This is a genomic window from Silvanigrella aquatica (assembly GCF_001907975.1).
GTDB lineage: Bacteria > Bdellovibrionota_B > Oligoflexia > Silvanigrellales > Silvanigrellaceae > Silvanigrella > Silvanigrella aquatica.
This window is the reverse complement of the sequence record NZ_CP017834.1, coordinates 128,676-142,597: the sequence shown is the minus strand read 5'-3', so window position 1 is coordinate 142,597 and position 13,922 is coordinate 128,676. Positions and strand designations below refer to the sequence as shown.

At 31.7% G+C, this 13,922-nt stretch carries 15 protein-coding genes; 3 read left to right on the top strand and 12 right to left on the bottom strand.

The window, feature by feature from the left end:
* Positions 1 to 9: 9 nt before the first annotated feature.
* From AXG55_RS00610 to AXG55_RS00555, 12 genes are all read right to left on the bottom strand, one after another.
* On the bottom strand, positions 10 to 1,767 hold the full coding sequence (locus AXG55_RS00610; protein WP_148696219.1) for a hypothetical protein: 1,758 nt from the start codon (positions 1,765 to 1,767) through the stop codon (positions 10 to 12).
* A 5-nt stretch (positions 1,768 to 1,772) separates the two neighbouring features.
* Positions 1,773 to 2,075, bottom strand: coding sequence for a hypothetical protein (locus tag AXG55_RS00605; protein ID WP_148696218.1), 303 nt, complete (start codon positions 2,073 to 2,075; stop codon positions 1,773 to 1,775).
* Positions 2,076 to 2,170: 95 nt separating this feature from the next.
* Positions 2,171 to 3,112, bottom strand: a complete 942-nt coding sequence (locus AXG55_RS00600) for a DnaJ C-terminal domain-containing protein (RefSeq protein WP_148696217.1) — start codon at positions 3,110 to 3,112, stop codon at positions 2,171 to 2,173.
* A gap of 90 nt (positions 3,113 to 3,202) precedes the next feature.
* A complete protein-coding gene (locus tag AXG55_RS00595; RefSeq protein WP_148696216.1) occupies positions 3,203 to 3,529 on the bottom strand; it encodes a hypothetical protein in 327 nt (108 codons plus the stop codon).
* A gap of 21 nt (positions 3,530 to 3,550) precedes the next feature.
* The gene (locus AXG55_RS00590; RefSeq protein ID WP_148696215.1) at positions 3,551 to 3,988 is read right to left on the bottom strand and encodes a hypothetical protein; all 438 of its coding nucleotides are present in this window, start codon (positions 3,986 to 3,988) and stop codon (positions 3,551 to 3,553) included.
* Positions 3,989 to 4,081: 93 nt separating this feature from the next.
* Positions 4,082 to 4,546, bottom strand: coding sequence for a twin-arginine translocase TatA/TatE family subunit (locus tag AXG55_RS00585; protein ID WP_233231271.1), 465 nt, complete (start codon positions 4,544 to 4,546; stop codon positions 4,082 to 4,084).
* A gap of 98 nt (positions 4,547 to 4,644) precedes the next feature.
* Positions 4,645 to 5,052, bottom strand: coding sequence for a hypothetical protein (locus tag AXG55_RS00580; RefSeq protein WP_148696213.1), 408 nt, complete (start codon positions 5,050 to 5,052; stop codon positions 4,645 to 4,647).
* Complete coding sequence (locus AXG55_RS00575) at positions 5,039 to 5,524, bottom strand: hypothetical protein (protein WP_148696212.1); 486 nt, start codon at positions 5,522 to 5,524, stop codon at positions 5,039 to 5,041. Before AXG55_RS00575 ends, AXG55_RS00580 begins: the two co-directional genes overlap by 14 nt.
* A gap of 144 nt (positions 5,525 to 5,668) precedes the next feature.
* Positions 5,669 to 6,091 (bottom strand): hypothetical protein, encoded by a 423-nt coding sequence (locus AXG55_RS00570; protein ID WP_148696211.1) that lies wholly within the window; start codon positions 6,089 to 6,091, stop codon positions 5,669 to 5,671.
* A 207-nt stretch (positions 6,092 to 6,298) separates the two neighbouring features.
* Positions 6,299 to 7,426, bottom strand: coding sequence for a lysylphosphatidylglycerol synthase domain-containing protein (locus tag AXG55_RS00565; RefSeq protein WP_148696210.1), 1,128 nt, complete (start codon positions 7,424 to 7,426; stop codon positions 6,299 to 6,301).
* Complete coding sequence (locus AXG55_RS00560) at positions 7,423 to 8,835, bottom strand: sigma-54-dependent transcriptional regulator (RefSeq protein ID WP_233231270.1); 1,413 nt, start codon at positions 8,833 to 8,835, stop codon at positions 7,423 to 7,425. Before AXG55_RS00560 ends, AXG55_RS00565 begins: the two co-directional genes overlap by 4 nt.
* Positions 8,832 to 11,000 (bottom strand): sensor histidine kinase, encoded by a 2,169-nt coding sequence (locus AXG55_RS00555; RefSeq protein ID WP_148696209.1) that lies wholly within the window; start codon positions 10,998 to 11,000, stop codon positions 8,832 to 8,834. The genes AXG55_RS00560 and AXG55_RS00555 overlap by 4 nt, the downstream gene beginning before the upstream one ends.
* 127 nt (positions 11,001 to 11,127) lie before the next feature.
* Between AXG55_RS00555 and map the strand changes: the two genes are divergently transcribed.
* From map to AXG55_RS00540, 3 genes are all read left to right on the top strand, one after another.
* A complete protein-coding gene (gene map / locus AXG55_RS00550) occupies positions 11,128 to 11,892 on the top strand; it encodes a type I methionyl aminopeptidase (RefSeq protein ID WP_148696208.1) in 765 nt (254 codons plus the stop codon).
* A gap of 103 nt (positions 11,893 to 11,995) precedes the next feature.
* A complete protein-coding gene (locus AXG55_RS00545; RefSeq protein ID WP_148696207.1) occupies positions 11,996 to 13,021 on the top strand; it encodes a nuclear transport factor 2 family protein in 1,026 nt (341 codons plus the stop codon).
* Between the two features lie 31 nt (positions 13,022 to 13,052).
* The gene (locus AXG55_RS00540; protein ID WP_148696206.1) at positions 13,053 to 13,922 is read left to right on the top strand and encodes a nitrilase-related carbon-nitrogen hydrolase; all 870 of its coding nucleotides are present in this window, start codon (positions 13,053 to 13,055) and stop codon (positions 13,920 to 13,922) included.

Genomic DNA, 13,922 nt, shown 5'->3' with positions numbered 1-13,922 from the left:
ATATTTAAATTAATTTTTTTTAAAATAAATCCATTTAAAGTTATAATAATTTCTCATAGAGCCTTGGACAAAATCCTTTATTTTTGTATCTGGTATAAATTCCATAAAGACAGCGTCATCATTTATATTTAAATTATTATGAAGCCATAAATCTGTTTTTGCAAACCCGGCTCGATAGGCGCTCAGTGCAGAAATAAGATTATACTTATATTTTTCAAGATTTTCTCTGAAATTACATACTTTATGGTAGATACTTTCTTTTTGAACTTTTTGAAATAGATAACCTTCTTGCCGAAAAATAGCATACATCATATCAGGATCTACGTTGCAATCAGAAATGGCTTCTATAACTTCGTCTTTGTGCAATTGAGGATAATATAAAAAATAAAGAAAATTATTATTTTCAGAATAACGATTTAAAGTATCTTTAATTTTAGAAACTAGCCGAATAGATTGCAAATAGTTTCCAGAAACATAATTTAGCCAAGTGATATTATTTCCAATAATTTCAGGACTTCCTCTTTTAGGCCAGGTTATATATTCTATTTCCCACTTTTTTGTAAGCCAATTTAATTCATCTTTTAGCATCATAATATCAATGCTATTATTAGATAAAATATACTTTTGGTAATCATCAATTCTAGAAATTTTATTTTCAATTCTAATTTTAGCAAAAAATAAGGAAGATGCTTTTAATGAATTAATCAATTTATTATTATAAGAAAAGCTTGGATAGCTCATCCAAGTATAAATTTCTTCTTCCCATGACCGAAAGGGAGTATGATCTAATAAAGAGGCTCTACCAGAAGGACTTTTAATCATTTGTCCAGATAATGCATCATACAATCCTAGAGGATTTTCAGCACCTGACATAAGATAATATTTTTTAGCCTCAATAAAATTACTTTGAGCCGTGTATGACCTTCCAATCCAATAATAATAAATCGATTTAAAAGCAGAATCATTTGTTTCACTCGCAAGTTTTAAAAATAATTCAATAGATTTATTAAATTCACCATTTAAAAAAAGTAACATTGCTTCTTTTTCATCACTTGTTTCATTGTTTTGTTCAAAATCATGATCATGATTTTGAACATTATTTTTAATTAAGTCATCTTCTTTTATTATTAAAGCAATATTCTTATATTTTAAATTTTTTTGATATGTCACATTTGTTTGAATACTTGAAAAAATACTCTTATTTAACCAACTCGGTCTTTCATGATTGATTATTGCAAATGTATCATCAGATAATAAAATATTATTATAACCTAGCGGCGAAAACAGATAAGGATCTTCTTTGGCAAGCTCTTTCCAACCAACGCTATCGCATAAATATTTGCATTGTCTATTTTGAAAACTTATAAAATCTAGCTTTTTTAAAATGGAATCTTTTTCAGAATTGTCGTTAATGGAAAGAACCATTGAAACAGAATGAGCTTTAAATGCATATTTGTATATTGATGCCGTTAACCCCTCAGTATTCAGTATTTTTTCTGATATTTTTTTTGCGTTATCAAATTTATTTTCTTTAAGCTTTTGGTAAGCATTTAAAACCAAATAAATGGAATCTAAATATGCAAAGTCTTCCTTAGGTACCTTATTAAGATACAATTCTTGAATTTCGTTTTTTACAAGAATTTCTTTTTCATTGTCTGATAGGTTTGAAGTATTTATTGATGTGCATGATGAAAGAGAAGCTGCAATAAAAAAAGCAACAGCTTCCTTAAGAAAAGGCAACTTCTTAAATAAAATATTGAGACTCAATTGAATTAAGCCCTCTGTGCTCCTAACTTATTGCCCAGTATGTCATCAACCATTTTTTCAACTTCACTGGCAAAAGGCTTGTGCATCATTGCAATTTTGCGCCTGACTTCACATATATTCACAGTACCATTATCATCTTTAAGTTCAATGGAAATTTCACTTGTCCCCATTTTTTCTATTTTGATAATAAGTTCATTCTTATTCCATGAAGTTTTTACATAATCTTTTTTAATTTCTTGTGCTATAAGATTACTCAATCTCGATTTAACAGAATTAATATCTTCTTCAATAACGTAACTCATTGTCATACGCTATCCTTTTCATTTAAGAGTAAATTAATAAAAATGATTTTATATTTAAATCAATTTTATAAACGTGAATGGAACCTTAACAGAGTTAAGTTTTAAAAACCAGCTTTCTGCAGTTTCTCAAAGATCTCACGATTCTCATCAGTAATTTCATCAGAAGTTGGAACCTTAACGGAAAGTATTGCGTATAAATCACCTCTTTCAGAGGTTCCCATAATAGAAAATCCCAGACCTCTCATGCGTACTTTAATTCCATTTTGCATTCCTGAACGTATTTTAATTTGTTTTATTCCTTGAGGCGTATTGACATCGAGCGTTCCACCTAAACAAAGTAAAGAAAATGAAGTTTTCGTCTCAACTTCAATATCATTTTCTTTACGAACAAATTCGGGGTGAGGCATCACTTTTACATTTAAGTAAAGATCCCCTTTACGGCCATCGGGAGCCGTACGTCCGTGCTCGCGTACTCTTAACTTTTTACCCGTTTCAATTCCTGCAGGTACTTTTATCCTTGTTGAAATGCTTTCGCCATTACTCAAGGAGAAACTCACATATCTTTCAGCTCCGTTGTAAGCATCCATAAATCCAATTTCAAGATCGTGCTCAATATCAAAACGAGAATAATCCTCAGGTTCAGATCGAAAGCCACCTCGGCGCGCACTTGACCGTTGCTGCTGCTGTGAAGTCCTTCCACCGCCAAAGCCACTAAAACGCCCGCCTCCATTGAAACCACCAAACCCAGAAAACCCCATTTCTCTAAAAATACTATCAAAATCCATGTTTTTAAAAATATCTTCTTGGAATCCAGCGCCTTGCTGCTGTGTAAAGCGCGCATCTCCTAACATATCGTATTGACGTTTTTTTTCTGGATCTGACAAGACAGCATAAGCTTCAGACATTTCTTTAAATTTATCTTCCGCCGATTTATTGCCCGGATTTCGGTCAGGATGATACTGCATAGCCATCTTACGATAAGCTTTTTTAATCTCATCAGAAGTTGCATTTTTATTTACACCTAAAATATCGTAATACTTCATTTGGTTCTCCAATTCCTAATCAAGAACATTTGAATGAACTTGATTTTATAAAAATTTAATGCCCAAATGATTGATGGCAAGGGGTTTGCCTTAAGACTTTTTAACTAATTGTTCTATATGAGCAAATTCATGTTCTAAAACAACCTCTAACAGCTCTTCGTCCTCAAATCCAAAAAACTCAAACCAATTAATCCCAACAAGTTCCGGGGTAGGAGTGACTTTTTCCTCCCCCTCGTCACTTTCATAGTATTCATAAGCTTTCTGCACAATTCCGTCACCAAGCATTTCAAAATAATGATATCCATCACCATTTAAAAACTGTCCATCCCGAGAATCTCCATTCCAAAATTCTCTGCAATACCAAACTTCATCGGGCTTTCTTTTCATTCTGACGGGAAAATTACTAACATTTTCCATAATTTAAAAACATCCTTCTAATTATTGGGACTTTTCATATAAATTTTCACTTGAAACGCCCTTCCTGGGAAGTGACTTTAACAATTTTTCAACGTGAATCAATCGTTCTACCCTCGGTTTAATTCGGGCTTCTCCTGAGGGAAATAAAACAGTATGATAAAAATGTTGCTGCGCCAGCAATTTTTCTCCAGTTTTTCGAATATCAAGGAGTAAAGGCAGTAGCGCTTTAGCTTGCTCATGTGAATTATTTTCAGTTTTTAATGCTTCCAAAATATCTTTCATAATCATTTCAGATAGTTTTTCAAAGTTTCTAACTTTATTCAATCGTCTATTAAAAATAATGATGCGAATCTTTTTTTTATTTTTATGAAAACTTTTCTTAAAAGAATTGAAAAAATATAGAATTAAAATAATGGTAGGGATTGTTAGGGATAAAATATACAAAGCTTTTAATTTCAAATCCATGAATTATCCCGCAATAATATTTTGAAGCATTCCTAAAAAAATTATCGGTAATAAATATTAAAAAAAAATTGTCATGAAAATGGCTATTTAAGGACGCGGGCCTACAAATTCAGATGACATCATAAAGTCATTGACAGATAAGTAAGCGATATTTAGTTCTTCAGAGTTTTCCAATTTATTGACATTAAAATGATTTGCGTTTTCAGGATTATTTGCGTTAATTTCTTCCTGAAAAGCATCAATTTCTTCCTGTGGAACAGCAAAATTAGCAGGAATAGGATAGTGTTCTTTAGCGAAGGATTCTTCATTGATATCAATGGTTGCGGATTCCATTAATGCCCGCATTTCTTCTTTTTCTTCTTCAAAATTTATACTTCTTTGAACATCTGTTTTGACATCCTGCCATGAGACTTGCACCTCTTTTGCCATTTTTTTCGCTTGATTTAAGCCTTTAATCATTTTTTTCATATTATCCGGTAGCTTATCATTTCCAAAAAGAATAAGCGCAATGAGTGCTATAAGAAGTATTTCGCCGCCACTGAATCCAAACAACTTTCTCTCTCCAAAAACAATCTAAATTCATTGAAAAATAACAGACTCTTAGGCATTATCAATTGCACAAAGCGAATGCAAGCGCCAAAAAGGTCTTCTTATTGCCATCCCGGCATAGAATAGGGATTTCCAAGTTCTTTATCAAAATTGGAAATTTTAGAGCTGGGTTTAAGCCTTTTACTCTTACCCTTTTTTTTCGCTAGGGGGGAAATCACTTGGACATGCCAAGTATCTTCTCCCGAACTTCCCAATAATAGCATGCTTAATTTCGTAGAACCAACTTTATTTCCTTTGAGACATATTTTATTGGTAATAAAGTCTTTTTCAACTTTTAATATTTGGCTATTATAAGAAGAAATTTCAAGAATTTTTTTATGAGGAAGGGTTTTACATTTATTTAAAATCACATGTATTGTTTTATTTTCATAATTTGGGAAGTGACTAGCAAAAATATTCCTACTTGAGAATACCACAACTAAAATTATAAATAAATTATAAGTTTTCAATGTATGTCCAATCTTTACAATTTTCAAGTTGACGCAAAGAAACGGCATCATTTTCACTTGCTAATAAAGTAATCATACGAATTGACTTTATTTTCGCATATTGCTCTATTTTAGATACTTTATATTTTTGCTCAGATTTTAATACTATGAATTCATTATGAAGCTTTTTAAGATAAAAAACTCCAAAAAAGCACATTTTATTATCGAATATTTTTTGAATCAAATAATATTTTTTTCCAACTTTAATTTCATCATTTAACTTGAAATATTGCCAAGCATGATTTGGCAAAAAATAATCATTTTGAACCCATTTTGATTGACGATGCACATTTTCAATATTTTTATTTGAACCAAAAGAAAACGTTGTTTTTTTCTCCTGAAATAAAGATAAATTTTTAATTAATTTAAATAAAGAGGTTAATATTAAAAATGACACAAAAAATATTATAATATAACTTAATATCTTCTTCATTAATACATTCCAAAAAAATAAAAAATAGCTCCGGAAGCAATCAAGAACGAGTTTAGCATGAAAAAAAATGGAGTCTTTTCTTAATCAAAAAGACTCCATCTGCAAACTATAAATGATCAAAAACTGGTATCCGATTTTAAAAGATTATTTTTTCCTGAGATAAGTACGACTTGGCATAGGTCTTTTTTTCACATTTGCCACTGTTCCTAGCTCTGACTTAAAAGAATTTGTTAAAACATTTGTCACACTTTCATGTTTTCCTATGGCTCTCAAATCATGATTTGCAATATTATTGGCAAATCGGTTCATACCAGAAAGTGGGATTAAAGGTGGCTTATGATGCTGGTTAGAGTCCGAAAATACTGTTTCTAAAAGCAGTTTACCTCTATTCATGGAGGCTTCTACTTTGTCCTTAAATTTGGCTTTTTCCTGCTCATCACTTAACTGCGCGTAAAGATGGCAAATTTCCGTATGCAATTGAATCCATTCGTAAATCTGTCTTAGATTTTCTACTTTTTCAAAATCCATGCCTTCTATGAAGTTGTTTTCAAAGACTTTTCCTTGCATTTTGCCACCTCCTTTCTTAAACATATATTAAGGATGTGAATCCTTTCGCACCGTTAAAAATAAAATTAAATATTTCAAACACTTAGAGTTACAACAACCTGACACGAGATACATTATCCATAGAAACTCTTTATATAGTTATTATAGCACAAAATTCTAAAAATGGTGAATAATTTTTTAAAAAATGATCCCCTAATAGGGGCGTCATCACATATTTTTATTGGTGAGAAAGTTTTCACTTTTCTTAGATAATACAATGGCACGTATTTGTTTTGCACTCAATCTCGCAAATAATATGCCCATTAGGGATATAGCCAAAAGATTGACAGCGGTCTGAAGCAATTGAGCAGAAACTGCGTTTTGAGAAGAAATTTCAAATAGAGAAAAGACAATGGCAGCAATGATTTGCATTCCCCCCATACCAGCAAGCCCAATAGGAAGAATAGAAGCTATTGATAGTATAGACATTGTCGCTAAAATTGCTTCAAAGGGGACGCGACCTGAAATTGCCATTCCTGAAAAAAACATCCCTGAACTCGCCAAAAGCAAACAAATGATACTAAAAAAAACAGGCTTCCAAAAATAGGATATTTTGCGACTCCCTAAAGCAAGAGCATCCAATAATGAATTGGTTTCAACAAAGAGTTTTCTAATCAACTTATTTAAAAAGCTATTTCTTAAATAAGATAATACAATACGTTCTATTCTTGTGAACAATTTCCTAAAAAATTGCCGTCCTGAGAAAAGAGGTAAAGCAAGCAGAAATATGAAAAATAAAAAGGTAACTATAAAAAAAGCTATTAAATTACTTGATGCTATACTTCCTTGTTCCGTTTTTAAATAGATTAGTGCTGTCATAATCAATCCAAAAATAAGCATCACTAAAAGACCAATTAACCTGTCCATAATAGATACCGCGGCAAGCTTTGAACGTATTGCTAATTCCTCTAAATTTTCTTTCACCTCTGACTTTTCAATTTGATTGGCTTTAAAATTATAATCTTTATCAGCACCAAGCATTAATCCAATTCGTAACACTTCAATAAAGGCCATAGAACCTGGGAGCCATTGACCAATGCCATTGCTTACAAAAGTAGCTGCAACAACATTTTGAAAATCAACTTTAATTTTAAAAATCTTCAATAAACTAAAGTAACGAAAAGTCATAAATAAACAATTTAAAATCTGAATAAAAGCGACTAATAAAATTAATTTTTTATGGCTTTCAAAAGCTTTTAATAAATTTTTGACATCGATTATATTATTAGAATACATGAAATGAATGGCGAAAACAGAAATTATAAATAAAATTATTATTTTTATTAATGTTTTCATTCCACTTTTTCCTCTTCTGAGTTTTTTTCATTTTCAGCAATCAAATCGAATTGTCGCATTTTTCTATACAGATGGCTTCTTTCCATACCCATGGCATCAGCGGTTTTTGAAACATTACCATCAAAAGATTCCAGTTTTTTTAGAATAAATACTTTCTCAAAACGAGCTCTTGCTTCTCTAAAATCTAGAGGTAGAAATAAACTTTCAAATTCTTCATTTTTTTCTTGACGAGTTGTGTTGATAGGTGAAGGCAAATGGCTAGGTTCAATAACATCAGACTTAACCATTATAGACAATCGCTCCATAATATTTTTTAATTCTCTCACATTACCTGGCCATGAATATGATTTTAATATATTAATAGAACTTTGAGAAAGTGATTTATTTTTTATGCTGTTTTCAGCAGAAAATAAGGACAAATAATGCGATGAAATAAGCTCTATATCTTCTTTTCTTTGCCTTAATGGAGGTAAAATAATGGGAATAACATTTATTCTATAATATAAATCTTCCCTAAAATTTCCTTTTTTAATTTCTTCTTCAAGATTTTTATTTGTTGCTGCAATAATTCTTGCATCAACAGAAATTGTTTCGTCAGAACCAATACGCTCTATTTTTTGCTCTTGCAGAGCGCGCAATAATTTACTTTGCGTCTTTAAACTCATATCGCCTATTTCATCAAGAAATAACGTCCCATTATGAGCAAGTTCAAACTTCCCTCTTTTAGCAGAATGGGCGCCCGTAAAGGCTCCTTTTTCATGGCCAAAAAGCTCGCTTTCAATAAGCTCATCGGGAATAGCAGCGCAGTTTATAGCGACAAATGGTTTTGTAGAACGATTCGATTTTTCATGTATTAATCGTGCGACATTTTCTTTTCCAGTACCGTTCTCTCCCGTAATTAATATTGTCGTATTTTTTTTTGCAATCATTTCAACAGTAGCTACAATTTCCCTTAATTCTTGCGAATTTCCAAGAAGAGTATACTTTTTTTCAACCCTGTTTTTTAAATTTTGATTCTCAAATTTAAGATCTTTTAAATGCAAAATATTTTGAACATTTAACAGTACTTTTTCAAGACTTAAAGGCTTTTCTATGAAATCAGTGGCTCCCAAACGCGTACATTTCACAGCAGTTTCAATATTTGCATGACCGCTCATCATAATAATATAGATGTCAGGATTAACGGCTCTCAGCTTTTCTAAAGTTTCCGTTCCATCGGAGTCAGGAAGCCAGACATCTAAAAAACAAACATCGGGCCACTCTCTTTTTGCCAATTTAAGTCCGGCTTCTGCAGAATTTGCCGTGATAACTTTGTAACCTTCATCACTCAAAATACCAGATAATGTAGAACAAATATCTTTTTCATCATCAATTACTAGTATTTTTCCTGGAATATTTGTTGTATTCAAATTAAATTAACCCCATTGCTCCTCGGTTTCACAGCAGGAATTTCAACGATAAAGACTGTACCTTTTGGATGATTTTCTTCAACATATATTTTACCAAAATGCTCATCTACAATTTGCTTCGCAATGACCAACCCCAAACCCGTGCCCGTTTTTTTTGTGCTGAAATATGGTTCAAATAATCTTTGCTTCACTTCTGGAGATAATCCCTCTCCAAAATCTCTTACCATAATTCTCACAGAATCATCCCCAGATTGAAATTTTAACGAAACAATCACGGAATATCCATTTCCCTGGGACACAGTAACTGCATTTGAAATCAAATTAACCAACAATCTTACAATTTGGTCTCTATCAAAATTACATTTAATGATCGGCAAAGTTTCTAACCTCTCCTCATTCTCTACAATTATAACTTGATTATCAATTTTTAATTCAAAAACCATAGGTACATTTTCAGAATTTCCGACAAATCCTTGCAAGGACATATAAACATATTCCGCAATGTTACCTTCTTGCAAATACGACTGAGGCATTCTCGAAAATTTAATAAATTCATCGACAAGAATTTTTATACTTTCTGTACTTTGTAAAATTATTTGTAAAGACTCTTTAAAAATAGAGTGATCGATTCCTTCAAAATGATTTGAAAATCTTCTTTCAATACGCTGAGCGCCGAGCTTAATGGGTGTTAACGGATTTTTAATTTCGTGAGCAACTCTTCTTGCCACATCACGCCAAGCAGCCATTCTTTGCACTTTAGCAAGCTCTGTAATGTCATTAATAAATATAATTTTCACAACTTGACCACGAGGTGAAAGTAACATGCTTACGGCAATTTGCAATTGATAATCAAAATCACTAATTTTACCGGCCCATTCCAATTCAATTCTTTTTTTAGGAGATTCCGATATTTCAATTAAAGGAGGCTCAAAAGCTGTGTGAAATATTTTTGGATCTATAATGTGAGAAATATGCCTACCAATAGCATCATATTCATTAATTTGAAATAAATTCTCAGCACGGTGATTCCAGGATTCAATTACTAAATTTTGATCGAGAGCAATAACAGCCGCATTTACATTTCTTAGCAAAACCTCATTATATTCCGATTTAATTAATAAATCGTCCGCTTTTCTTTTGATTTCATTTGAGTAGATATCAACTCTTTCTTTTTCTAGTTTTAAGTCAGATACCATCGAACGAAAGCTTAATGCCAGTTTCCCCATTTCATCATCAGAAACAATATCATCAATTTTCACAGAGTAATTTCCATGAGCCACGCTTTCCGTTGCATTTGATAAGATTTGCATAGGAACTGTTATTTCTCGCGCAATTGTAAAACCTAACCATGTTGCCGAAAAGACAATAAGTAGCGTAATAACACCTAACATAACATAGTAGGAAAGTTTTAATATTTTTGAAGCGCTTTGCGATTCAGGATATTCTGATTTTAGCATCAGCCATTGCGGATGAAGCATTTTAGGAGATATTATCCCAAAAACATAAGTTGAATTTGACCTGATTAATATCATTCGTTCTTTACCAAATTCAAACCAATTTGGTTTTTCTTTAATTTGTAAATAATTTTTTTCTATTGCTTCTGTAATTAATATTTCATTTTTTTCCTCTTTTTTAGAAATATATATTAATTTATCTTTTCTTTTATCTTTTACAAAATCAAAATTTAAAAAATTTTCTTTGACTGGATTTTGATTTGAAAATAGTGAAGCTATTTGTGTCTGATACATAGCTTCACTATTTAGTGTTTCTTCAGTTGCTTCCACAAAATTAGAAGGTAACCATTTTTCAAAATTTGTATTTACGAACTTTGTTGAAACATATAAAAGAACAACAGTAGGTAATAATGAAAAAAATAAAAATGCAGTCACTAGTTTTGTATTTAATTTACTCCCAAAGGCACCTTGTGAATTATCGACAATTAACTTAACACCGCTGCGAAAAGTTAAAAATACAAATAATAAAAGCAAAATGACATTGATATTCACTGCTGAAAAAAATAAAAAAACAGAACTGCCAAAAAATTTATTACTAAAAGCAGCACCATCACTTACAATATGGTTTTCAATCCACGTTCCTGCAATTGCGATAATAATTGCAAAAAATACCCAAACGAAAAGAATATAAAGCCTTGAACGATATTTCATATGCCTAGAAAGCTCCCTTTTAAATTCTGACGCATGGGTAGCAGAACCCCTTTAAATACTATATAGGAAGAAATTGGGGGAAAATAGACATTATTTCAATATTTTTCAAATTAAATATGGTGCTTATATGATTATTGAAACAGAAGAGGATCTGAATAAACTTTTAAAAATAGGAGGAATAGTTGCAGATACTTTGGTTTATATGAAACAAAAAGCAGAACCAGGTATGACGACGTTAGAACTAGATGAGCTGGGCAACCAATTTTTAAATCGCTTTGGTGCACGTTCCGCTCCTAAATTAACTTACAATTTTCCTGGATATACATGCATTTCTATCAATCATCATATTGCCCATGGTATCCCCTCCCAAACAAAAATGCAAAAGGGAGACATTATTAATATTGATGTTTCTGCAGAACTTGATAGTTATTTTGCTGATACCGGTGGAACATTTACCTTAGCTGAGGTCAATCCGCATTATGAAAGACTCTGCCAAGCCACCATTGAGGCTATGTACGCTGGGATTAAAGCGGCAAAAAGTGATGAAAAAATTTCTTCCATTGGCAGAGCAATCCAAAAAACAGCTAAAAAATATAATTATACTATTATTGAAAATTTAGGGAGCCATGGTGTAGGAAAATCCCTACATGAAGAACCCACATTTATCGCCTCCGTTTTTGAAGAAAAAGAAAAACGAACATTAAAAAAAGGAACCGTTATCACAGTGGAACCTTTTATTTCAAATGGAAGTCACTTTGCCAAAGAAAGTAAAGATGGGTGGACATTATATATTAGCAAAAATCATCGTGCCGCACAATTTGAGCATTCTATTGTCGTAACAGACAATGAACCGCTTATTTTAACCAAGCCCACTGGAAATAGCTTTTTTTAATATTGCATAAAATAAAAAGTAAATATAATTTATTCAGTGCATTCCTGATTATTAATGGACTGCATATTTCAACTTTTTTATTACAGAATATAAGGATGTATTCATGAATAAGCAAGAAGACTCACTCCAACTGATTAAATTATATTATGCAAATTTTAATAATAAAAAATATAAAGAAATGGTAGATCTCCTGAGCGAAAAGATTATTCATGACATCAATAATGGCTCAATTGAAATTGGCAAAGAAACATTTTTAGAATTCATGTATAATATGGATCAATATTATGATGAAAAAATAGATAATTTATCTATTCAGGTTTCTGAAGATGGATCTCGAGTGTCTTCTGAATTTTTTGTGTCGGGCATTTATAAAAAAACTGCACCAAGACTACCTCCTGCAAGCGAACAACAGTATTTATTGAGTGTAGGTTGTTTTTTTGAAATTCATAATGGAAAAATAACGCGCGTTTCAAATTATTACAATGTTAAAGAATGGCTGCAACAAATTATGCCGCTTAAAAATAATATTATGATAAAGCCTCTTTACAAAGAGGATATTAAAAGTCACATCGATGAAATGGCAAAATTACGTATAGAAGTATTTAAAGAATATCCTTATTTTTACGATGGCAGTTTGAGTTATGAAAAAGAATACTTAAGCAATTATTTAAAGAGCCCCAATGCCACTGTTATTGCCGCCTTTAAAGAAAATGAAATGATTGGCGCAGCTACGGCCATTTTATTAAGTGATTCCTACGAAGAAGCAAAAGCTCCTTTTTTAAAAAGAGGTTATAATTTAAATAATATTATGTATTTTGGTGACAGTGTGATCATACCACAATTTCGAGGATTAGGAACAGGCCACCGCTTTTTTATGCACCGTGAGTTATTCGCACTATCTTTCAAAAATGTGAATCTAATTACATTTTTCCATGTTGATAGAAATAAGAATCCAAAGTATTTAAATCAAAAGCCAACAAATTATTTTGATATTGAATCACTTTGGCTGAGTCATAGATATGCACCAGCCGAAGGTATTGTCACCACATTTTCCTGGAAAGAATTTGATGAAGCCACAGAATCTCAAAAAGCAATGCAATTTTGGACTAAAAAATTAAAAAGATTTTAATTTTGCACTTTAAAAAAGGATATCGTTCCAAATGAAAATTGCGGCAGCACAATATATTGTAGAAAAAATACAAACTCTTTCTCAATGGAAAAACAAACAAATTCAATTGTTTGATGAATTGACAAAAGAAACACCACTTCTTGCTCTTTTACCAGAATATGGTTCTATGGAATTGGTATTTACGCAAGAAAATTATTTGTCCCTTTCTCTGCATCAACAAATATTAAATATGCAAGAATGGAAAAGTGAATTTTTAAGTTTTTTTGAACGCCTTTCATTCGAAAAAAACATAAATATTGTAACACCCAGCTTCCCTATTATAGAAGAAAATGAACTGTATAATAGAACTTGGTTTATTTCTCCTAAAAAAGGAATGCTCGCTTATCAAGATAAATTAACCCCAACACCCTATGAAAGAAATACCATTGGTTTAAAAAACAAAAAAAAGCAAATGGAAATTTTTCAAGTTCAACAAGCAAATATAGGTATTCAAGTCTGTTACGATTCCGAATTTCCACAACTCATTCAACATTATGCACAAGCTAAATGTATGAATCTGTTACTTGTTCCCTCTTGCACCGATGGACTGAGAGGAATGACGCGCGTTCAGAATGGAGCGCAAGCACGTGCTTTAGAAAACCAAATGTTTGTTTTAGTGTCCTCAATCACCTGCCACGTGACAGGTTGTGAACTTATTGAAAACAGTCAAGGTTACTCCGCATGTTACGCCCCGCCCGATACGGGATTTCCTGAAAATGGTATTTTAGCACGATGCCAAATAGATGAGAGTTGTTGGATCATAGCAGACCTGGACTTTAATCAACTTGATAATGTAAGAAGTGAAGGTGAAGTAAGAAATTATCTAGATTCAAAATCATTTTATAATGAAAAACTTTTATAA

Bases quoted from the DNA above. Each gene is read 5' to 3' on its own strand.
- AXG55_RS00575 (WP_148696212.1), bottom strand. From the start codon at position 5,524: ATGAAGAAGATATTAAGTTATATTATAATATTTTTTGTGTCATTTTTA.
- AXG55_RS00570 (WP_148696211.1), bottom strand. From the start codon at position 6,091: ATGCAAGGAAAAGTCTTTGAAAACAACTTCATAGAAGGCATGGATTTT.
- AXG55_RS00555 (WP_148696209.1), bottom strand. From the start codon at position 11,000: ATGAAATATCGTTCAAGGCTTTATATTCTTTTCGTTTGGGTATTTTTT.
- AXG55_RS00565 (WP_148696210.1), bottom strand. From the start codon at position 7,426: ATGAAAACATTAATAAAAATAATAATTTTATTTATAATTTCTGTTTTC.
- AXG55_RS00540 (WP_148696206.1), top strand. From the start codon at position 13,053: ATGAAAATTGCGGCAGCACAATATATTGTAGAAAAAATACAAACTCTT.
- map (WP_148696208.1), top strand. From the start codon at position 11,128: ATGATTATTGAAACAGAAGAGGATCTGAATAAACTTTTAAAAATAGGA.
- AXG55_RS00605 (WP_148696218.1), bottom strand. From the start codon at position 2,075: ATGACAATGAGTTACGTTATTGAAGAAGATATTAATTCTGTTAAATCG.
- AXG55_RS00595 (WP_148696216.1), bottom strand. From the start codon at position 3,529: ATGGAAAATGTTAGTAATTTTCCCGTCAGAATGAAAAGAAAGCCCGAT.
- AXG55_RS00545 (WP_148696207.1), top strand. From the start codon at position 11,996: ATGAATAAGCAAGAAGACTCACTCCAACTGATTAAATTATATTATGCA.
- AXG55_RS00600 (WP_148696217.1), bottom strand. From the start codon at position 3,112: ATGAAGTATTACGATATTTTAGGTGTAAATAAAAATGCAACTTCTGAT.